This is a genomic window from Microbulbifer maximicatervae (SeqCode), from assembly GCF_052468295.1.
This window is the reverse complement of sequence record NZ_CP174340.1, coordinates 5,015,224-5,035,836: the sequence shown is the minus strand read 5'-3', so window position 1 is coordinate 5,035,836 and position 20,613 is coordinate 5,015,224. Positions and strand designations below refer to the sequence as shown.

17 protein-coding genes are annotated in these 20,613 nt (G+C 51.4%); 7 read left to right on the top strand and 10 right to left on the bottom strand.

The window, feature by feature from the left end; translation table 11 throughout:
* Window positions 1-209: 209 nt before the first annotated feature.
* Complete coding sequence (ppc, locus tag ACJJIQ_RS22215; RefSeq protein ID WP_445363067.1) at window positions 210-2,873, top strand: phosphoenolpyruvate carboxylase; 2,664 nt, start codon at window positions 210-212, stop codon at window positions 2,871-2,873.
* A 71-nt stretch (window positions 2,874-2,944) separates the two neighbouring features.
* On the opposite strand, the gene ACJJIQ_RS22210 is transcribed toward ppc, so the two are convergent.
* Window positions 2,945-4,189, bottom strand: coding sequence for a DUF945 family protein (locus tag ACJJIQ_RS22210; RefSeq protein ID WP_444911996.1), 1,245 nt, complete (start codon window positions 4,187-4,189; stop codon window positions 2,945-2,947).
* A gap of 680 nt (window positions 4,190-4,869) precedes the next feature.
* On the opposite strand from ACJJIQ_RS22210, the gene ACJJIQ_RS22205 reads away from it, so the two are divergent.
* The 3 genes from ACJJIQ_RS22205 to ACJJIQ_RS22195 all read left to right on the top strand — a co-directional run bounded on the left by ACJJIQ_RS22205 (window position 4,870) and on the right by ACJJIQ_RS22195 (window position 6,977).
* Window positions 4,870-5,256 carry a hypothetical protein gene (locus ACJJIQ_RS22205; RefSeq protein ID WP_282934530.1) on the top strand — a complete coding sequence of 129 codons (387 nt, stop codon included), beginning with the start codon at window positions 4,870-4,872 and terminating at the stop codon, window positions 5,254-5,256.
* 135 nt (window positions 5,257-5,391) lie between these two features.
* Window positions 5,392-6,330: an NADP-dependent oxidoreductase gene (locus tag ACJJIQ_RS22200; protein WP_445363066.1), complete on the top strand. Its 939-nt coding sequence runs from the start codon at window positions 5,392-5,394 to the stop codon at window positions 6,328-6,330.
* A gap of 47 nt (window positions 6,331-6,377) precedes the next feature.
* On the top strand, window positions 6,378-6,977 hold the full coding sequence (locus ACJJIQ_RS22195) for a DUF1287 domain-containing protein (protein ID WP_413664175.1): 600 nt from the start codon (window positions 6,378-6,380) through the stop codon (window positions 6,975-6,977).
* A gap of 27 nt (window positions 6,978-7,004) precedes the next feature.
* Here ACJJIQ_RS22195 and ACJJIQ_RS22190 read toward each other — a convergent pair whose 3' ends face one another.
* From ACJJIQ_RS22190 to ACJJIQ_RS22180, 3 genes are all read right to left on the bottom strand, one after another.
* Complete coding sequence (locus tag ACJJIQ_RS22190; protein WP_413664174.1) at window positions 7,005-7,859, bottom strand: AraC family transcriptional regulator; 855 nt, start codon at window positions 7,857-7,859, stop codon at window positions 7,005-7,007.
* An 80-nt stretch (window positions 7,860-7,939) separates the two neighbouring features.
* A complete protein-coding gene (locus ACJJIQ_RS22185; protein ID WP_444940163.1) occupies window positions 7,940-8,242 on the bottom strand; it encodes a DUF1330 domain-containing protein in 303 nt (100 codons plus the stop codon).
* 58 nt (window positions 8,243-8,300) lie between these two features.
* Window positions 8,301-8,732: a DUF4345 domain-containing protein gene (locus ACJJIQ_RS22180; RefSeq protein WP_143729557.1), complete on the bottom strand. Its 432-nt coding sequence runs from the start codon at window positions 8,730-8,732 to the stop codon at window positions 8,301-8,303.
* Window positions 8,733-8,941: 209 nt separating this feature from the next.
* On the opposite strand from ACJJIQ_RS22180, the gene ACJJIQ_RS22175 reads away from it, so the two are divergent.
* From ACJJIQ_RS22175 to ACJJIQ_RS22165, 3 genes are all read left to right on the top strand, one after another.
* The gene (locus tag ACJJIQ_RS22175) at window positions 8,942-9,856 is read left to right on the top strand and encodes an SDR family NAD(P)-dependent oxidoreductase (RefSeq protein WP_445363065.1); all 915 of its coding nucleotides are present in this window, start codon (window positions 8,942-8,944) and stop codon (window positions 9,854-9,856) included.
* 117 nt (window positions 9,857-9,973) lie between these two features.
* Window positions 9,974-11,881 (top strand): multicopper oxidase family protein, encoded by a 1,908-nt coding sequence (locus ACJJIQ_RS22170; protein WP_445363064.1) that lies wholly within the window; start codon window positions 9,974-9,976, stop codon window positions 11,879-11,881.
* A 175-nt stretch (window positions 11,882-12,056) separates the two neighbouring features.
* The gene (locus ACJJIQ_RS22165; protein ID WP_445363063.1) at window positions 12,057-12,368 is read left to right on the top strand and encodes a hypothetical protein; all 312 of its coding nucleotides are present in this window, start codon (window positions 12,057-12,059) and stop codon (window positions 12,366-12,368) included.
* Between the two features lie 7 nt (window positions 12,369-12,375).
* Here ACJJIQ_RS22165 and ACJJIQ_RS22160 read toward each other — a convergent pair whose 3' ends face one another.
* From ACJJIQ_RS22160 to ACJJIQ_RS22135, 6 genes are all read right to left on the bottom strand, one after another.
* On the bottom strand, window positions 12,376-13,317 hold the full coding sequence (locus ACJJIQ_RS22160) for an IS1595 family transposase (RefSeq protein WP_445362791.1): 942 nt from the start codon (window positions 13,315-13,317) through the stop codon (window positions 12,376-12,378).
* Window positions 13,318-13,832: 515 nt separating this feature from the next.
* Complete coding sequence (locus ACJJIQ_RS22155) at window positions 13,833-14,732, bottom strand: hydroxymethylglutaryl-CoA lyase (RefSeq protein ID WP_444938240.1); 900 nt, start codon at window positions 14,730-14,732, stop codon at window positions 13,833-13,835.
* Entirely contained in the window at window positions 14,732-16,732 is a 2,001-nt protein-coding gene (locus tag ACJJIQ_RS22150; protein ID WP_445363062.1) for an acetyl/propionyl/methylcrotonyl-CoA carboxylase subunit alpha, read from the bottom strand. Before ACJJIQ_RS22150 ends, ACJJIQ_RS22155 begins: the two co-directional genes overlap by 1 nt.
* 5 nt (window positions 16,733-16,737) lie before the next feature.
* On the bottom strand, window positions 16,738-17,535 hold the full coding sequence (locus ACJJIQ_RS22145; RefSeq protein WP_282934596.1) for an enoyl-CoA hydratase/isomerase family protein: 798 nt from the start codon (window positions 17,533-17,535) through the stop codon (window positions 16,738-16,740).
* 72 nt (window positions 17,536-17,607) lie between these two features.
* A complete protein-coding gene (locus ACJJIQ_RS22140) occupies window positions 17,608-19,215 on the bottom strand; it encodes a carboxyl transferase domain-containing protein (RefSeq protein ID WP_445363061.1) in 1,608 nt (535 codons plus the stop codon).
* Window positions 19,216-19,333: 118 nt separating this feature from the next.
* Complete coding sequence (locus ACJJIQ_RS22135) at window positions 19,334-20,503, bottom strand: isovaleryl-CoA dehydrogenase (RefSeq protein WP_444895377.1); 1,170 nt, start codon at window positions 20,501-20,503, stop codon at window positions 19,334-19,336.
* Between the last annotated feature and the right edge of the window lie 110 nt (window positions 20,504-20,613).

Genomic DNA, 20,613 nt, shown 5'->3' with positions numbered 1-20,613 from the left:
TCCTTACTGAAATTAGCGACTTTCACACCTCGTAAAAGACAAAAGCAGATTGACAAGCCATAAGGCTGTATCGACTTTTCCTCATTTACTTTCTCAAGCCCTTATTCGCCAAAAGTTGCAGCTGCAACATTGCATGCTTCAGCGCAAAGTGTGCGAATATGCCTATCCGATTGACTTTCACCGCGTTGTTAACAGGGAGAAATAGATTCGTGAACCAGGACCAGAATGCCCCCTTGCGGGAAGATGTACGCCTGCTGGGTGAAGAGCTCGGCGCAGTATTGCGAAACCAAGTTGGCGAGCCACTATTTGATACCGTTGAGAATATTCGTCAGGCGGCCGTTGAAAGCCGCAGCAAAGGGGCTATGCAGGCCGATCACTTGCGAGAGCTACTCGACCCCCTGGATGATGCGACCCTATTGGAAGTTGCCCGGGCATTCAGCCAGTTTCTAAACCTGGCCAATATTGCCGAACAGCGCCATCGCGAGAGACTGCACCGCCAGCACCAGCGCTTTCCCGGAGATCCCGATACAGACCGCGGCCTGCGACAGGTACTGGCAGAGTTAAGCAAAGCGGGGAAGTCTCCCGAGGAAATCCACGGGACACTAAAAGAGTTATCCGTAGAACTGGTCCTAACCGCTCATCCCACCGAAGTGACACGCCGTACCCTAATTCGCAAATACGATCGAGTTGCAGACCTGCTCAACACACTGGACAGACCCGACCTGACCCCAGAAGAATCCCAGGATTTACGTCGGCACCTACAAGAGCAGATCCTTTCCGCCTGGAGCACCGACGAGATCCGCCGCTCCAGGCCCACCCCAGTTGATGAAGCCAGGTGGGGCTTTGCCACCATCGAACAATCCCTGTGGCAGGCAGTTCCGAGGAGTATGCGGGAAATAGACAGTGAATTGGCCCTGGCCAAGCTGCCCCCATTACCGGTGGATTGGGTTCCCATCCACTTTGCCTCTTGGATGGGGGGAGATCGGGACGGCAACCCCAATGTCACCGCCAGCGTCACCCGGGAAGTCCTGCACCTAGCCCGCTGGATGGCCGCCGACCTCTATCTGCGCGATGTGGAAAACCTGCTCGCAGATTTGTCCATGCATCGCGCCAGCGAAGAACTTTTACAGCGCACTGGCCCCAGCCATGAACCCTATCGCCTGGTGCTGCGCCAGGTTCGCGACCGTCTCAAAATAACCCGGGAAAAAATGGAGGCCCGCATTGGTCGACGCGCAGAGCCTTCCGGCCTCGCGTTTACCAGCAGCGAGCAGCTGGCCGACGAGCTGCACCTGATCGACCGCTCCCTGCGCGATGTGGGCCTCTCAGCCATCGCCGATGGCCAACTTAAAGATACCCTGAGGCGACTCAACTGCTTCGGCATCACTTTGTTGCGTTTGGATATACGACAGGAATCCACCCGCCACGCTGACACCCTGGATGCCATTACCCGCTATCTGGGTATGGGCAATTACAGCAGTTGGAGTGAAGAGGAGAAACAGGAGTTCCTGATGTCCGAGCTGGACAGCCGCCGCCCACTGGTGGATGAAAGCTTTTACCGCAGTGACTTTTGTAACGAAGAGGTAAGCGAGGTCTTACAGACCTGCAAGGTCATTGCCGAACAGGGTCCCGAGGGATTAGGTGCCTACGTTATCTCAATGGCAACCACACCTTCCGATGTTCTCGCTGTAATGCTGCTGCAAAAAATTGCCGGGGTGCAGGTACCAATGCGAGTGGTTCCCCTGTTTGAAACCCTCGACGATCTAGACGGTGCAGCTACCACTATGAGTACCCTGCTGAATATCCCCCTTTACAAGCAGCGTGTGCTCGATGGCCAGGAAGTGATGATCGGCTACTCGGACTCAGCCAAGGACGCCGGCTTCCTGGGCGCCGCCTGGGCCCAGTACCGCACACAGGAAGCTCTCACCGGAATATTCCGCAACCACGGTATCCCCCTAACTCTGTTTCACGGCCGTGGCGGCTCCATATCCCGGGGCGGCTCTCCTACTCGTATGGCCCTGCTGTCGCAACCACCGGGATCAATAGCCGGACGTATTCGCGTTACCGAACAGGGAGAAATGATTCGCTTCAAATACGGCCGTCCCTCTGTAGCCGCCTACAACCTGGAGCAGTATGTCGCCGCAACTCTGGAGGCGACACTGATGCCCCCGGCAGAGCCGCGTTCGGAGTGGCGCGCGGAGATGGACCGGCTCACGGAAGTCTCCGTCGGCAACTATCGGGAAGTCGTGCAGGATGACCCAGCCCTGGTGGCTTACTTGCGCACTGTCACCCCGGAAACCGAGCTGAGCCGCCTGGCCCTGGGCAGTCGCCCGGCAAGGCGTAAACCCGGTGGCGGTGTCGAATCACTGCGGGCGATTCCGTGGGTGTTTGCCTGGACCCAGATACGACTGATGTTACCGGCCTGGCTGGGCACTGGCGCCGCCTTGGAGAATGCCCTCAAGCACGCAGATGAAACTGATATCTTGCGGGATATGAGCCGCCAATGGCCCTTTTTCCAAGGCGTTGTGGATATGCTAGAAATGGTACTGGCCAAGGCCGATCCCCGCGTTGCCTCCTGGTACGAGGAGCGACTCACCCAGGATGCAGACCTAATCCAACTGGGTGTCAGTTTGAGAGAGCGACTGGCTCACACCGTAGAGGCCCTAAAACAGCTTACCGGGCGGGAGAGCTTGTTGGATAACAATCCCGTAATGCGCTGGTCCATCCGCGTGCGCGATCCATACACTGACCCTTTGCACCTATTGCAGGCTGAGCTGATGGCACGTTTGCGCGAACGGGAAAGTGATGCGGTACTGGAAAGTGCGCTGATGGTCACTATCGCAGGGATTGCAGCGGGCATGCGCAATACGGGTTAAAAGACCACGGCAGCTGTGATGATACTGGGATTTGAGGCCTGCTTTTTTCACAACAGCAGGCCCCCAAGCAATCAGAATCTGCCGGTAAGTGCCATCACGAACAGGTCTGCCGGCAACTGCTCTCCATTCACCTCCAACTGGCCGCGGTTGACCTTGAGATACATTTGCAGCTCACCCTTGTCTTCGATCAGCAGGCCATAATCTCGCAGAAGCATTGCCTGACCTACCAGGGGGGACTGCAAGAGCGCCTGCTCTGCAGCGCTAACGGTCATACTACCTACCAGCGGTTTGAGCCACTGATCGATCTCACTGGCACCTCGGCGGGAGGATTTGCGCATACCCCGCCAATCGATATCAGCATCTACTAACACCGGGCCATTGCGGGATTGAATCGCCAGCTGTTGCTCAAGGCGCAGCGGGCGACTCATTTCACGGGCCCAATTCCGTTCAGGGGCCGGCAACAATACACGCAGGTAGTGCCCCAGATCCGCAGTCTTAATTCTCGGCAAAGTCATCTGCTGGCGCACAGAGGTAATCGGTGTTGCCGAGTCCACGGTGGGGAGCTTCAGGTCACTGATAATTTTCAGGGTCTGGGCAGCCAACTCTTCCAAGGTCAGGTCCAGGGTAACATCGCGCAATTGAACCGGTCCGGAATCTGATTCTGCCCTCAGCAACGACAAGCGCAGCTCCGCATTACCGCCCTCGCCAGGCATATATTCAAACTCGCCTTCAAGGGGCTCGGTAAACAGTACTTCGATACCTTCGCGAATATGGCGCAAGCTTCCCAGCTCCACGACACCGTTCAGCACAGCACCGCTGTAATCCGTAGATACGGCAATCTCCCCACCGTCAAACTCCAGCTCCCCGAGTGGGCCAGTATTTTTGAAAGGGTCTAAGCGGAGGGTATTCAGCACCCGGTTGTCGGCGGTAACCAGGGTCTCCAGAACTACCGGACTCGCCTGTAAAGCGCCATAAATGGACTCCAATTGAGCGCGCAATTCAGGCTGTAGTTGATCCAGCTCCAGCCGGGTCTCGGTATAAACCACACCCAGGCGCGGCCCCTTAGAGGTAAGCAACACCGGCCCATGATGGATCTCTGTATTGAGCTGGGTAGTGCCATCCGGCAATGCCACTTCAGTATTGGTTTCAGCACCAAACCATCCGCGTTCGTAACCCGTGGAATTCCCCCCCTGCAAGCGGCCCAACTGCTGCTTCCAAATTTCCTCTACTTTGGGGCCGATAAAACCCGGCGCAGCCAGCGCAGATATCACCATTAGGGCAAGCACAATAAATAGAAGTGAACGCAGTAGTTTCATAAAAAATCATCTAGCGAAGGGGTTTGCGCCGATGGTATCAGATTATGCAGCTATTAGTGCGACAAGAGCCTCGTTACTTGGTACGAGTGCTGAACATTCATCAACCACGGCATAAGGACCTACGACCCATTTCTAAAGAGCAGAATCTCGGCTTGTAAATTAGTAAATCTATATTTCAAAAGCTCTGCTCAAGCCTAAGAAGAGGGGTTTGTAAGCGGCCATAAATTGAAATTGACCATTATGCTGGAGATCAGCTCACAAGTCTCTTGATCTCCTGTGGCACGCCTGAGTAATTTTATGGCTCGTTGACAGTTTTAAACAACAATGTAATTTTTTAAACCACCCTTTAACTTCCCCTTAATCAGAGCAATTTAAAATGGTAGGTAACAATCTATTTTTCTTGTATTTCAATCTAACCCAGATTCTTATCTCCACGATTTAGCTTTCTTACAAATACCTCAACAAAATAAAGGTCCTGATTACTATAAGAAAACCGCTATCTAGGAAATTTTTTGTTTTTTACCTATTCATGTAAAAAATAATTATTGAATTCATAACCGTTATCTCGATCGGATCTTAAAAGATACCTTTACAACAACCGAAACTTCCATTACCGCACGTTGGGACACTCCCCCAGTTTGAGTAGACTTGTGGCCAAACTAGGAGAAGGAGAAGACGTTATGCGATATCTTGTTTCAATGGTGCTCTTGTGTTCTCTCGCAGGTTTCAGTTATGCAGATGACCGCATGACGCGCCTCCCATCCAACGCTGAACCCGTGCAAATTCTCGGCAAGACTTATTATCAAAGTGGTAATACTTTCTATGCCTTTAATGAGCAGGGCCGTTATTTCTACAGAGTACAGCCCCCCACCTCTATTCGTAGTTATGAGAATCCCCGGGATATGTATATCCGCGGCTCACAACCTCGCCCCCAAACTTGGGGTCTGACTAGAGACCAGGTAGAAGGCTGTATGAATGCCGCTGCAGATATGGCAAATGCTAACCCTGCGGTAGGTGGTAAGATTTATATTCGCGAATATAACCGCTGTATCAGTAACTTGCGCTAGCCATTGTGGCTATATTTACTGCTACAAGGGGCCTTCGGGCCCCTTTTTTCAATCGTTATTTTTTTACAGTTACTAAACTAGCAAGTCTTTCAACACACTAAAGCTATCAATCCTCTAATTTTAGAGCTGTGAAATATGCAAGCCGCTATTATCAGGTCTTATGGCAGCCCGATCGAAATTGCACAGATGCCTAAACCTTCACCGGATAAAAATAGTATTTTAGTAAAGGTACAATCGGCCAGTATCAACCCCCTCGATAACTGGGCAATATCGGGGGCTTTACAAAACGTAATGCCTGTAAAAATGCCGCATATTGTCGGGTACGATGTTACTGGGAAAGTAGTAGAAATTGGCAGCGCTGTCAGAAATTTTAAAATTGGCGATCTGATATTTGCACGCCCCGATACAAATCAAGCGGGTACGATTGCCGAATACACTTCAATCAAAGCAATGGACGCAGCTATCCGCCCCTGCAATCTTTCCAACAATGAGTGTGCCGCTTTCCCTCTCGTGGGTTTAACAGCCTGGCAATCTCTCATTGAAGTGGGAAAATTACAGAAAGGGCAAAGAGTTCTTATCCACGCTGGCTCCGGCGGAGTCGGTACTATCGCTATACAAATAGCGAAATATATTGGCGCCTTCGTTGCCACAACCACCAGTGATGCCAACTTTACATTAGTCAAACGACTCGGTGCCGACACTGTTATCAATTATAAAACCGAAAAATTTGAGGAATTACTCGAGGATTATGACCTTGTACTCGACTCTTTAGGCGGAGAAGTATTAGAAAGGTCTGCCAAAGTTCTTAACAAACATGGTCTATTAGTATCAGTCTCCGTCAAAGCTAAAGGAGCAGATACCTTAATTGAAAAGATGAGGCAGCGTCTCCAACTAGTCTATTCATGGCCAAGTGGCACTACTCTCGCAGAACTTGCTTCATTACTTGAGAAAGGATTTTTGAAACCGGTTATTGATAGAGTCTACCCCATACATGAAACTCAAGCCGCACTCGACTACCTAAATAAGGGAAGAGCCAAAGGTAAAATAGTTATTGATGTGTTGCAGGGTAAATAAACGATAGTATAGGATTTCAACCTAGACTCAAAAAAACTGGAGCCCTAGTGAAACGGATATTTCTATTTTTGGGTACCCTGATTTCTGCCGCCAGTTATGCACAAAATATAACTTTGGCCGAAGCTGCTCTGGAGCGAACCTATCATAAGGTACGCTACGATCCTGCTTATGTGTCTATTCCCTATCCAAATGGAGATGTGCCGGCTGATACCGGTGTTTGTACCGACGTAGTGATTCGATCATATAGGAAGCTGGGGATCGATTTGCAAAAAGAAGTTCACGAGGACATATCGGGTCATTTTCAAGCCTACCCATCTAAACGCATTTGGGGACTTTCCAGGCCAGATAAAAATATTGATCACCGGCGAGTACCCAATCTACAGGCTTTTTTTACTCGCAAAGGACAATCACTCTCAATAAGTGACAAGGCAGAGGATTATCTACCAGGGGACATCGTTACCTGGATGCTGCCCGGTAATTTACCACATATCGGTATTGTGACTGCGAAACGCTCTCTAAAGACCAACCGGTACTTGGTCGCACACAATATCGGGGCTGGACCCGTGCTGGAAGACATGCTGTTTTCCTTTAAAATTACCGGGCATTACCGATACAACGCAGGTCAGGCAACCGAAAAGATTGAGTAGCGAAAAAACTACGCTATTGCCAAGCGATTACGGCCTTTCTTTGACCGGGATATGGAGAAACATTTCTGCTGTCGGGCTGGTAACCTGATATCTGGGTGGGTACAGCTCAAAGTCTGGCCTCTCAATATAGTCGTAATTGGACTTTGGCAACCAGCTTCCCCAAATATACTTCAATGTCTGTTCCAGGGTGGTAATAGATCCGCGGTGAACAAATTTTGCATATAGCTGCTCCGGTAGTTCCCGCGCCACCATACCCTCGGGTACCTGAGTCAGGTCGGCAACCGGCGCACAGCAGACATACTTAAACTGAATTTCATCACCCGCTTCCTCATAACATTCATAGATACCAAAAGATTCATCGCTGATACGATTGGGGATTTTATCCCTGTAGGGCCGAAATGCAGACCAGAGCTTTGGCAAGCTGAGATTTTCATGGTCGTATTCCTGCGCTACCCCCACCAATTGCATCGCTGGCCGCGAAATAATTTGTGGCTCCATGGACAACTCATTTTGCAAGAAGTGCAGCATATGAGGGCTAAATTGATCCTTATACAACAACCGAAAAGGATCCTGCTGCTTTCGATACTGTGCCGGGGTTACGTTAAATAAAGCTTTAAACGCGCGAGTAAACGCTTCTTGGGAGTCAAATTGGCACTCCATGGCAAGCTCAAGAATACCAATATCTTCACTCAACAACCTCTTTGCGGCGACGGTCAATCGGCGCTTACGCAAATACTCTTTCGGTGAGTCCCCCACTAATGCCTTAAAAATACGGCTGAAGTGGTAGGTGGAGTAATGAGAGGCAGCAGCAATTTCGTGAACAGAAATTTTGTCATATAGATGCTGCTCTACGAAGTTAATACTTTTAAAAAATCGCTGCATGAGAGGCTCCTTTACTGCCAGTCTACGTTGGGACGGTGAAATTTTCGAACAATACCTTCCCGGTTTAGTATGCCTTTAAATTAAATTCGCTCACTAGTGATAAAAAAGCGTAAATGGGCAAATGCTTTGTCCCTCAAAGGAATAATCGCCTGGTAGGCTGGATCATTAAAGAATGCATAGATCGCCTCCCGATCCGGAAAAGATACCACAACAAATGCCCTTGGTGACCGCCCCCCGTCCAGGGCCTCTTCCACATCATAAGAAGCAATAGGCACCCCCCCATACTGTTGCATTAATTGCGGTGCCAGACCACTATACTGCTGAAGAGCCTGCAATTCCTGTAAGTTTGGTGAAGACTCTATATGTAAAAATACTGGTAACAAAGTAATAACCTCTTAAGTGTAAATAAATTTTAGTTGCTTAACTAAGAGCTTCTAATGACTAACTTTGAGAGGCTACTCGCCTATGCCAAAAAACCAGAAGTGGAACTATCGCAAGCTCAATAATCGTAGGGGGTAAGACCTGATCATCCACCAATCCAAATTCCAGAATATTGCTTAAGCGGCCCAGACCGCCAATAAAGAGGGATAAAGCCACGAAGTAAAACAATGCTTTATGTTTTTCGATATTGCTCAGGAAATACAGTAGAACCAATCCCTGGGCAAAGAAAACACCAAAGGCAAATCGATATTGATTATCCCCAAATCCTCTCAAGGGGCTATCCGGGCCAAAAATCATAGCACCACCACTCAGAGCAGCACTGCCATTCAGCCCTCCAAATGCACTGATACCACCGGGTACAAAACAGATCACCGCTAGCGCTACCACTAACAATTGGAAAATTTTTCTTTCTATAGAACTCGCCTGATTCATAGTGTCACCTTAGTTTGCCGTATTTGGAGTGATGACCTAATCATATTGGCCAGTAAGGCCCTATTTTTGATATTTCTTGCGGTCTTGGTATCCCACTAAGACAGCAAGAAATGTCAAAAGACGAGGTGCTTAACCGCTTATCTTTCTCTCCAACAGCCGGGTATATCCATATCCGGGCACCAGTTCCCAATATCCACAGAGACAGAAAGATGATTAAGAGTGTTTTGATTACCGGAGCGAATGCAGGCTTAGGCAGGGAGTGCGCCAAGCAACTGGCGGAATACCAGCAGATTAACAAGATCTATCTCGGCTGCCGCAATCTGCACAAAGCCAAGGAAGCCCAGGCCGAGCTGGTGTCGGAAACAGGCAGGAATATCTTCGAAGTTTTGCTAATCGATGTCGCGGATCAACAATCTGTGAAAGAGGCAGTTAACAACCTGGACTCCCCGATTGATGCTCTGGTTATGAATGCTGGCGGTACCGGGGGGAAAGAGTTTTACAACAAGACCCCTGAGGGAGTCACACAAATTTTCGCCGTCAACCTGCTCGGGCATGCACTACTAACTAACGAGTTGCTGAAAGCCAATAAATTAACGCAGGCTGCTATCTACGCCGGCTCCGAGGCCGCTCGCGGTGTAAAAGAGATGGGTATGAAGCGACCAGAGCTGAAAAGCGCCTCTGTGGAGGAATTTATGCAGATCTGTGAAGGAAAGCTCTATGCCAGTACCAAAGACGCTACGGTACCCTATGGTCCGATAAAGTATATGGGCGCCCTATGGATGTCTTCCATGGCGCGAGAATTCCCCCATATCCGCTTCGTAACCATGAGTCCAGGGGCTACTGTAGGCACAGAGGGCTTCAATACACTGTCGTTATTCAAGCAATATATAATGAAGGGCATGATGCGGATTATGCTGCTACTTGGCAAAGTCCACAAAGTAGAAATAGGCGCCAAGCGCTATATCGATGCCCTACTGGATACAACATCCTTCCGCACAGGTATTTTTTACGGCAGTGAACGCGGATTGACTGGACCTCTTGGTGAACAGCGAAAGCTTTTCCCGGACCTGGACAACCCTACCTATCAAGACAATGCCAAAACGGCGATCAATCGCTTTATCTAATGAAGGGTCGCATCAGGGAAGGGCCCTGTACACTCTTCCCTGCCCCCACGTTAACGCCACCGAAACCGCTTGCTTACCTATACTTGACTGTTAAATACTTACTGCTAAAAACAGCCAATGTTTCGGGTAATCTTTTCCCTGTTGTTGTTAATTCCCCTTGCCCTGACTGCTGCTGAAGATGTAGCTAAAGCAACTCCCCTGCGGCTGCTGGATCCAGCAACTGTGGATAAGTTCGTCAATGAACTGCCAATACCCGCAGAAATCCGCCCTCAGGGCTCAGCCTCGATTAAACTACCCGCCCGCCCCACTGAAGTTTGGATGGGGCTACGGGATAAGGAAGGCAAACGTTTAATGACAAAAGCCTGGGGTTTTGAATATGCAGGTCGCATCCACTCTCCTGGCCCTACTATTCGCGCCCGAGAAGGCCAATCGGTATTTGTACACTGGGCCAATGAGCTACCGGGTCCGCATCTATTTCCTGTGGATCGATCCATTCACCTCGCCGACGTAAAAGATCCAAAAGCTGTACCTATGGTTATCCACCTTCACGGCGGGCATACAGAGTGGAAAAGTGACGGCAACCCCCTCGCTTGGTACACCCGCAATTATCGTGAGACGGGACCATTATTTGAGAAAAAGATTTACGAATACGACAACTCCCAGGATGCCGCCACTATCTGGTATCACGACCACACCCTGGGCATGACGCGCCTTAATGTTTACGCAGGTCTATTCGGTTTTTACCTGGTTGGCGATGACAATGAAGACCGTCTGATACAGGAGAAACTGCTCCCTGCAGAAGAGCGCACTTTTGTAGCCGCTATTACAGACAGCTTGTTTAGCTCCGATGGGCAGCTGTATTTTCCTGGCTGGAGGGACCAGCCTCCATCACCGGTTTCCCATGAGGTGGTTAAGGCCAATTGGCCCAATCCGTCCCATCTCGACGAATTTTTTGGCAATATTATTCTGGTAAACGGCATGACCTGGCCCAAAGTCAGTGTCACTCCACACGTCTATCGATTTCGGTTACTCAACGCATCTGATACCCGCACACTGATACTCAGGATCGACGAAAATACACCCTTTGTACAAGTCGGCGGTGACGGCGGATTTCTCGATTACCCTGTAAAATTGAACGAGTTGATATTGGCACCCGCAGAGCGAGCAGATGTTTTAGTAGATTTCAGTGGTTATGAAGAGCGTGAACTGACACTGCGGAACTTTGGGCCGGATGTCCCTTTTAAAGGATTTGTAGAGGCCAATGATCCAAAGAGTTCAATTCCACTTGTCTATAACCCGGATGGTAAACACGTATTAAGCGATGGGCGCGGCGGCATCACACCAGCTACCGATCCAAATACTACAGGCCAGATCCTACAATTCCATATTGCTTCAACACCGATAAAGACCCCTTCTAATAAGCAGAAATCAGAGATTAAAAATTCCATTGGAGATTTAAAACTCCCCCTAAATACTCCCTTGCGCGTCCCTCTTAATAGGCTTAACCAGGCCAGTCGCACACGACAACTTGCCACCTACCGGTTGGACGATCCCTACGGCCGCAACCTACTCATGTTAGGTCCAGTAAAGGAGGGCTCCCTATTTTTTGAAGACCCTACTACAGAAATAATCCAACACAACGCCGTTGAGATCTGGGAAATATACAACCCTACAGTATCGGCTCATCCAATCCATATTCATCTGGTGGAATTCCAGGTACTGGATCGCCAGCCTTTTAAAGGAAAACTTATTGCCAAGCAGCAGAAATTTATGCATACAGATAAGATATTTCAGGGTGCACGCCTGGAAATAGAATCTCTACAAGGGAAACCCCTTCCACCACAACCAGAAGAAAGCGGCCCCAAAGATACGGTCATCGCCCTTCCCGGCCAAGTAACACGGGTAATTGCGCGCTTTGATCGAGAAGGCCTCTATGTATGGCACTGTCATCTGCTCTCCCATGAGGATTACGATATGATGAGACCGTTTAGGGTGTTGGCGCCAAAGCCAATAAACAACCAGTAATCTATTAACCTCTAATCTCAGATAAAGAGTAAACACCTAAAAACTAATCGATAAGCCGAACAATAAATAAGACAGCAAGAAAAAGAATAGAACCAAACAACATTATCAATGGTTACAATCATCCAAGAAAACCAACAATAACTCGGAATTGATCTGTACAAAATAAGTAATTACGATGAAAAAACTAATAATATTATTATTTTTTACACTGGCATCAGGGGCAATTGCCACTGAAATACCGGAATTAACAAAGGAAAAATTGAAGAAAAAAGCTGTCCTTATCAATGAGCTACAGAACAAAATGCTGATGAAGGGATCGACAGTCGAAGATATCGACAAACTATTTTCTCACTACACAGACGACTTTATCTATATTCATGAAGTTTATGGCGGCACCTACACCAGAGAGCACCTATACAACAACTCCATAAAGTATTTAAAGGAGGGAGAATATCAAATGACTGGCGCTAGATATAAAATTACCTAATTACCACTTATGCTAAGCCAATTTTTAGCAACCTTTCTGGCATCGGTGGTGTCCGAAGAGAGACGTAAATCAATCTTGGAATGAGTGCCGACAAATCAAACCTCCGATTAAAGCGATATTGAAATTCTGCCAAATAGCGCTGTGCATATTTCGGCCTAATAGCATGGTAAGTGCTACGTAGCGCACTCTTTAAATTACCAAGTACTGTATTTACCCAATAGAACTCAGGCTCTTCAACAGAAGCTCGGCCACCACCACAAACAATTTTGTCATGTGCACAACCGGCCTCCTTAATGGCATTGAAGCATGGAAGACCATCTGAGATGACTGTGCTGCCACTGCAAAGGTACTTTTTACTCCAGGTTGAAATTTCACTGCTTTTGAAGCCCTTGATAATTGAGAGCTTAATACGGGTTGGGCGTCCCTCCTTGGTTGTTTCAACGGCCGCCACAAAGGGAGTTTTACCCTTGGCTCCGCGCCCGGGCTTGCATCCAGTACGCTCACCACCGAGATAGGCATCATCTAGTTCAATAAAACCGGACAGTTTGTATCGTTGGTCTCGCTCCATCATCACTTGCATGAGTTTCTGCTTCATACGCCATGCTGCGTTGTAAGAGATACCTAGATGTCGAGATAGCTCCATAGAGGAAATGCCCTTCTTATCCTGAGTAATCAGGAAAATACCGAGAAACCAGGTGGTGAGGGGGAGCTTCGTGGAGTCAAAAATTGTACGAGAGGTAATCGATGTCTGACGCCGACAATGGTTACATTGCTTAAGCTTGCGATAAGCGAGGTCGCAATGCTTGTCATGCCCGCAGTGAGGACAACTAAAGCCATTGGGCCAACGCCACTGCGACAGTGCATCGAAGCACTGTTCCTCGCTGCCGTACATTTTGAGGAATTGGGTCAAACTAATACCCTTCTGAAACTGTACCTTGTTGCGAGCCATGGCGTATTCCCTTGCAGATCAACGAGATAGCTGTATTTATATACAGTTACGCATAACTTAGCAAGAGTGGTAATTAGGTAAAATTATATCAATCATCGCTGGTTACAAAGCAGTCTCACTTGAGCGGCAACAAACCTATCAAGGCGTTACCTCTAACCACTTAACAGTATTTGAATTTGAGGGTGATCAGATTTCTAGGATTATTGAATACTGGAAATAGGAATCTAATGAAATGTTTGATTATAGAGCTCTATACATGTCTCTAAATCTATCACTCTACATGTCGTTAATTTCTGTCAATAAAAATCAACAACCAAGAGGGGATATTATTTCTCTAAGCGGGAAGCTGAGCAGACGCTTAAGGATTGAAATTTAAGAATTAACTGAGAAGGGGTGAGGCAAAATATCTTAGAACAGGCAACCCTGTTTATTTTAGCTCTGACAAAAATGATTCTAAAATTATCTAAAAGGTTCTCTCCAGAAAAAACACTCTCTGGAGAGACCCCACTACTCACTCAGCAGGGCACCAAAGCCTTAGCCACACGGGAGTTAGTCTCCCGCCCCAGCTGTTCAGAAATAAAGTTCCCAGCCTCTGCCAGCAACTGTAAATCCACGCCGGTTTCAATACCCATGCCATTGAGCATATAAAGTACATCCTCACTGGCAACATTACCGGAAGCGCCACGGGCATAGGGGCAGCCGCCCAGGCCGGCTACGGCGGAATCTACTACTGCGACACCCATTTGTAAGGCCGCGTAGATATTGGCCAATGCCTGGCCGTAGGTATCGTGGAAATGCACCGCAAGTTTTTCCACAGGCACGCGGGTCATTACCTGCTCCAGCATACGCTTGGCGGATTCCGGGGTGCCGACACCGATGGTGTCGCCGAGGGAAATTTCGTAGCAACCCATTTCCAATAGAGCGGCACTAACTTCTGCCACTTTGGCCGGATCAATATCGCCTTCATAGGGGCAACCAAGTACGCAGGATACGTATCCGCGCACGGGTATACCGTCTTGCTTCGCTTTTTCCACCAGTGGACGGAAGCGCTCAAGACTCTCAGCAATACTGCAATTAATATTTTTCTGGGTGAAGGCTTCTGAGGCCGCGCCGAATACGGCGACTTCATCCGCTTTGGCTTCCACTGCGCGCTCATAGCCTTTTAAGTTTGGCGTGAGCGCGCTGTAGATAACTCCGTCTTTGCGCTGGATACCCGCCAGCACTTCCTCGCTGGCGGCCATTTGCGGTACCCACTTGGGGCTGACAAAACTGCCGGCTTCAATAACCGACAGCCCACTGGCACTGAGCTTGTCCACCAGAGCGATACGGGTCTCCACAGAGATAGGCTGCTTTTCATTTTGCAGCCCATCGCGGGGGCCCACTTCGACGATTTTGACCTGTTTGGGCAAAGTCATTATTGCTCCTCCCCGGCAAAATCCACCAGCAGACTACCGCCATCCACTAATTCACCTTCGGCACAGAAGAACTGCTGCACGGTGCCGGCGGCTGGAGCCCGCAGGGTGTGTTCCATTTTCATGGCTTCCATTACCAGTAGCGGCTGGTCTTTTTCCACCGCAGAGCCGGGCTCAACCAGCAGCGAAATTATGGTGCCGTTCATGGGGGCATCGAGGCCGTGGGCCTGGTCATTGCTCTCGCCCATATCCGGTGGCAACAGCTTGAATTCCACCTGGGTGCCATCGATAAATACAGCACCGCCATCGCGGGTATCCACGGCGGAGAAACTCATGCGGCGGCCATCCACCAACATCAAGTCACGTCCCGGGAGCAGGCGAATCTCACCGCTGTTTTGTTCCTCAGGCAAGGCATCGCAAGTCCAGCGCAGGCTATCGCCCTCCGCAACAAAGCGAATTTGAGCGTGCTGGCCACGGTAGTCCACCGTCTGGGTGCGACTGCCAGCCAGAGCATTGCGCCAGTTATCACCATTGTGCCAAGGAGAGAAAGGATCCCGCTGAGGTGCGCTATTGCGCAGATCGCGCTCTTCACGCTGCTGCAAATAACCGGCAATAGCAGCACATTTCAGCGGCGTCAGTGTCTGCTCCTGGTGCAGTACTTCCGCCTCGTAGTCCTCGATAAAGTGCGTCGAAATACAACCGCTGGCAAATGCCTGGTGATTGATCACTCGGCGCAGGAATTCGATATTGTGGCGCACACCAGCAATCTGGTAATCACGCAGTGCGCGATCCAATTTGGCCAGGGCTTCTTTGCGGGTGCGGCCGTGGCAGATTAATTTGGCGATCATCGGGTCGTAATGCACGCTGATTTCATCGCCGGTCTGCACACCGGTATCCACTCGCACACCCTCGCCTTCCGCCGGGGGCTGGTGGCGCACCAACACGCCCGTTGCCGGCAGGAAATCATTGTCCGGGTCTTCGGCGTAGATCCGCACTTCCATGGCGTGGCCGTTGATCTGCAGCGCATCCTGGCTCATGGGCAGGGTATCGCCAGCGGCAACTGACAGCTGCCAGGCCACCAGGTCCTGGTCGGTGATCATTTCCGTCACCGGGTGCTCCACCTGCAGGCGGGTATTCATTTCCATAAAGTAGAAGGCACCGCTGGCATCCAGCAGGAACTCCACCGTGCCGGCCCCCACGTAACCAATCGCGTGGGCCGCGCGCAGGGCCGCTTCACCCATGCGGGCGCGCAGCTCCGGAGCCATGCCCGGTGCGGGAGCTTCTTCCACTACTTTTTGGTGGCGGCGCTGCACCGAGCAATCCCGTTCAAACAGGTAGACGCCATTGCCCTGCTGATCACAGAACACCTGGATTTCCACGTGGCGGGGACTCACCACATAGCGCTCTAGCAACATAATGTCGTCGCCAAAGGCATTCATAGCCTCACGCTTGGCAGCGGCCAGAGCTTCGTGGAATTCATCGGCACTGTCGACACGGCGCATGCCCTTACCACCGCCGCCGGCAGCAGCTTTCAGCAATACCGGGTAACCGATGCGATTGGCATGGCCTTCCAACAGCTCTTCATTTTGATTGGTGCCATGGTAACCGGGCACCAGGGGCACATTGGCCTCTTCCATAATACGCTTGGCTGCGGACTTGGAGCCCATCGCCTCAATCGCGCCGGTGGGTGGGCCGACAAAAATAATGCCGTTGCTATCGCAGGCGCGGCAAAACTCGGCATTTTCCGACAGGAAGCCATAACCCGGATGGATGGCATCGGCACCAGTCTGCTTGGCAGCACCCAATACTTTGTCGATATCCAGATACGAATCCCTGGCCGGGGCCGGACCCAGGTGCACCGCTTCGTCCGCCATCTGCACATGCAGAGCGTCGGCATCCGCATCGGAATAAACGGCGACAGTGGCCACCCCCAGGCGGCGCGCGGTCTTGATAATGCGACAGGCAATTTCGCCACGATTAGCTATTAACAGTTTGCGAATCATAAAAATTACCCTTCGCTACCATTCATCCAACTGGGTGCACGCTTTTCCAAAAACGCACTCAACCCTTCCTGTCCTTCCGGTGACACACGCACGGCAGCGATCAGCGCGCTGGTCTGGCCCTGCAATTCATCGTTGATAACCCGGTTGGACATGGACATAGCCAGTTGCTTGGCCATGGCGACTGCCTTGGGGCCATTGTCGGCAATGGCATTCACTAATTTCTGCACATGCAGGTCCAGATCAGCCTCGGCACAGACTTCGGATACCAAACCGATCTGTTCCGCGCGCTCGGCGGGGAAACGTTCCGCTGTGACAAAGTAACGACGCGCATGGCGAGTGCCGATAGCATTGATGACATAGGGACTGATGGTGGCGGGCAGCAACCCGATTTTGACTTCGGACAAACAGAAGCTGGCGCGCTCAGAGGCCACGGCCATATCGCAGCAGCTCACCAGGCCCACGGCCCCGCCAAAAGCGGCGCCCTGTACTCGCGCAATGGTGGGCGCAGGAAAAGTGTCGAGCTTGTACAGCATGGCGGCGAGCGCAGCTGCGTCGCGGCGGTTTTCCTCTTCTGAATAAGTCGCCATGCGCTTCATCCAGTTGAGGTCGGCTCCGGCAGAAAAGCTCTTGCCATTGGAGGCCAGTACCAACACACGTACAGCGGGGTTTTGCGCCAGGGTGTCAAAGGTGGTGGCCAGCTCGTGGATCAGTTCATCATCAAAAGCGTTGTGGATTTCCGGCCGGTTCAGGGTGACCGTGGCCACGCCCTCGCTATCCACTTCGCACAGCAATTTATCGCTCATTGTAATTCCTCGATTGGGGCGTCTATCAAAAGCGGCACCGGAACATTTCGCTGGCGCCGCAACCACGGTTCCTTACATGCGGAACACGCCGAACTGGGTCTCTTCCGGTTCCTTGTGGCTGGCCGCCGCCAGGCACAGACCGAGCACGCGGCGGGTATCCGCCGGATCGATAACGCCGTCATCCCACAAGCGCGCGGAGGCGTAGTATGGGTGCCCCTGGTGTTCGTAGTTATCCACAATCGGCTGCTTAAACTGGCGCTCTTCCTCTTCGCTCCAGGATTCCCCTCGGGCGGCCATCTGGTCGCGCTTCACCTGGGCCAATACGCCAGCAGCCTGTTCCCCTCCCATAACCGAAATGCGCGCATTGGGCCACATAAACAGGAAGTTGGGATCGTAGGCGCGGCCACACATACCGTAGTTACCGGCGCCGAAAGAGCCGCCGATAAGGATGGTAATTTTGGGCACCTTGGCGGTAGCGACAGCGGTCACCATCTTGGCGCCGTGTTTGGCGATACCGCCCGCCTCGTACTGCTTGCCCACCATAAAGCCAGTGATATTTTGCAGGAAAACCAATGGAATCTTGCGCTGCGCGCACAACTCAATAAAGTGCGCGCCCTTCTGCGCACTCTCCGCAAACAGGATGCCGTTATTGGCAACAATTCCCACCGGATAGCCCTGGATACGGGCAAAACCGGTTACCAGGGTGGTGCCGTACAACGCTTTAAATTCATCGAACTCAGATCCGTCCACAACCCGCGCTATAATCTCGCGCACGTCAAACGGCTGGCGCGAATCTTTGGGCACCACGCCGTAAATGTCTTCCGGTGGATAAATCGGCTCCACAGGCTTTTGGATATCCAGGCCAGGATTTTTGATACGGTTCAGGCGAGCTACAGAGCGGCGCGCTAACTGCAGGGCGTGTACATCATTATTGGCGTAGTGATCGGAAACCCCGGAAGTGCGACAGTGCACCTCGGCACCGCCAAGTTCCTCCGCGGAAACTTCTTCACCGGTGGCCGCTTTCACCAGGGGCGGGCCCGCCAGGAAGATGGTGGCCTGCTCTTTCACCATAATGGATTCGTCTGCCATGGCCGGCACATAGGCTCCACCGGCGGTGCAGCTACCCATAACCACCGCGATCTGCGGAATATTCTGTGCAGAGAGATTGGCTTGGTTAAAGAAGATGCGACCGAAGTGCTCACGGTCTGGGAAAACGTCGTCCTGGCGCGGCAAATTAGCACCACCGGAATCCACCAGGTAAATACATGGCAGATTGTTCTGCTCGGCGATGGTCTGCGCGCGCAGGTGTTTTTTTACTGTGAGGGGATAATAGGTTCCACCTTTTACCGTGGCATCGTTAGCTACTATCACACAGGGCTGACCGGAAACGGTGCCAATACCGGTAATAATACCCGCGGCCGGAACATCCTCACCGTAAACCTCGTGAGCCGCCAGCTGGGAAAATTCCATAAAAGGGCTACCCGGATCGAGCAGCGCATCGATACGGTCCCGTGGCAATAATTTTCCTCGCGCCAGGTGTTTTTCCCTTGCGCGCTCGCCGCCGCCCTGGGCGATGGCTTCCACTTTCTCGCGCAGGTCTGCCACCAGCGCCTGCATCTGCTCGCGGTTTTCGCCAAAGGCGGCATCGCGCGTGTTTATTTTGCTCTGCAACTGATTCATAAAGTCCGATTCACTTTCCCGGAGAAAAGACCTCCACAGGGCGCAGCTTATTACCGCAGTGCCCGGCTGGAGACAGCTGCCGCCGGCAGGCGCCGGCGGCGAGAAGAAATGCCCAGCCTTAGCGGGTCTCTTTAAACAGCTCGCGACCAATCAGCATACGGCGCACTTCAGAAGTACCCGCGCCGATTTCGTAGAGCTTGGCATCGCGCAGCAGACGACCAGTGGCGTACTCGTTGATGTAGCCATTGCCGCCCAGTGTCTGGATAGCCTGCAGGGCCATCTGTGTTGCGCGCTCCGCAGTAAACAGGATTACAGCGGCGGCGTCCTTGCGCGAGTCCTCACCGCGATCACAAGCCCGGGCCACAGCGTACAGGTAAGAGCGGCTGGCATTCAGGTCAGCGTACATATCGGCGATCTTACCCTGCATCAGCTGGAACTCACCGATGGCCTTGCCGAACTGCTTGCGCTCGTGAATATAGGGAACCACCACATCCAGGCAGGCCTGCATAATGCCGACAGGGCCTCCGGAGAGAATGGTGCGCTCGTAGTCGAGACCGCTCATCAATACGCGTACACCGCCATTCAGTTCACCGAGGATATTTTCTTCCGGCACTTCACAGTCTTCGAACACCAGCTCACAGGTGTTGGAACCGCGCATGCCCAGCTTGTCGAGCTTTTGCGCCTGGGAGAAGCCGGCGAAACCGCGCTCAACGATAAATGCAGTGATACCACCGGAGCTGATGCCCGGCTCAGTGCGAGCGTAGATCACATAGGTATCGGCATCGGGGCCGTTGGTGATCCACATTTTATTGCCGTTCAAAACAAAGCGATCACCGCGCTTCTCGGCGCGCAGTTGCAGACTTACCACGTCGGAACCGGAGTTGGGTTCACTCATGGCCAAGGCGCCTACATGTTCACCGGAACACAGCTTGGGCAGGTACTTGAGCTTCTGCTCGCGGGTACCATTTTTACGGATCTGGTTTACGCACAGGTTGGAGTGGGCACCGTAGGACAAGCCCACAGAAGCAGAGGCGCGGGAAATCTCTTCCATGGCCACAGCGTGTGCCAGGTAACCCATATTGGAACCGCCGAACTCCTCTTCCACGGTCATGCCCAGCAGACCCAGCTCGCCAAACTTTTTCCACATATCCGCAGGAAACAGATTGTCTTCATCAATCTGCGCCGCGCGCGGGGCCAGCTCCGCCTGGCAGAACTTGTAAACCATGTCACGGAGCATATCGATGTCTTCACCGAGACCGAAATTCAGGGTTGGGTAGGAGGTGTTCATAACGGCTCCACTGATATTTAAAAATGTCTTTAATTCAAATAACCGCCTTGGCGGCTGTTCAATACCACATGAGGCAACTGCGCCACTCTTGGCACAGTGCCGAAATCTGT

Coding starts and splice junctions, on each gene's coding strand:
- ACJJIQ_RS22210 (WP_444911996.1), bottom strand. CDS start 4,189: ATGAAACTACTGCGTTCACTTCTATTTATTGTGCTTGCCCTAATGGTG.
- ACJJIQ_RS22205 (WP_282934530.1), top strand. CDS start 4,870: ATGCGATATCTTGTTTCAATGGTGCTCTTGTGTTCTCTCGCAGGTTTC.
- ACJJIQ_RS22200 (WP_445363066.1), top strand. CDS start 5,392: ATGCAAGCCGCTATTATCAGGTCTTATGGCAGCCCGATCGAAATTGCA.
- ACJJIQ_RS22190 (WP_413664174.1), bottom strand. CDS start 7,859: ATGCAGCGATTTTTTAAAAGTATTAACTTCGTAGAGCAGCATCTATAT.
- ACJJIQ_RS22180 (WP_143729557.1), bottom strand. CDS start 8,732: ATGAATCAGGCGAGTTCTATAGAAAGAAAAATTTTCCAATTGTTAGTG.
- ACJJIQ_RS22175 (WP_445363065.1), top strand. CDS start 8,942: ATGATTAAGAGTGTTTTGATTACCGGAGCGAATGCAGGCTTAGGCAGG.
- ACJJIQ_RS22170 (WP_445363064.1), top strand. CDS start 9,974: ATGTTTCGGGTAATCTTTTCCCTGTTGTTGTTAATTCCCCTTGCCCTG.
- ACJJIQ_RS22165 (WP_445363063.1), top strand. CDS start 12,057: ATGAAAAAACTAATAATATTATTATTTTTTACACTGGCATCAGGGGCA.
- ACJJIQ_RS22160 (WP_445362791.1), bottom strand. CDS start 13,317: ATGGCTCGCAACAAGGTACAGTTTCAGAAGGGTATTAGTTTGACCCAA.
- ACJJIQ_RS22155 (WP_444938240.1), bottom strand. CDS start 14,732: ATGACTTTGCCCAAACAGGTCAAAATCGTCGAAGTGGGCCCCCGCGAT.
- ACJJIQ_RS22150 (WP_445363062.1), bottom strand. CDS start 16,732: ATGATTCGCAAACTGTTAATAGCTAATCGTGGCGAAATTGCCTGTCGC.
- ACJJIQ_RS22145 (WP_282934596.1), bottom strand. CDS start 17,535: ATGAGCGATAAATTGCTGTGCGAAGTGGATAGCGAGGGCGTGGCCACG.
- ACJJIQ_RS22140 (WP_445363061.1), bottom strand. CDS start 19,215: ATGAATCAGTTGCAGAGCAAAATAAACACGCGCGATGCCGCCTTTGGC.
- ACJJIQ_RS22135 (WP_444895377.1), bottom strand. CDS start 20,503: ATGAACACCTCCTACCCAACCCTGAATTTCGGTCTCGGTGAAGACATC.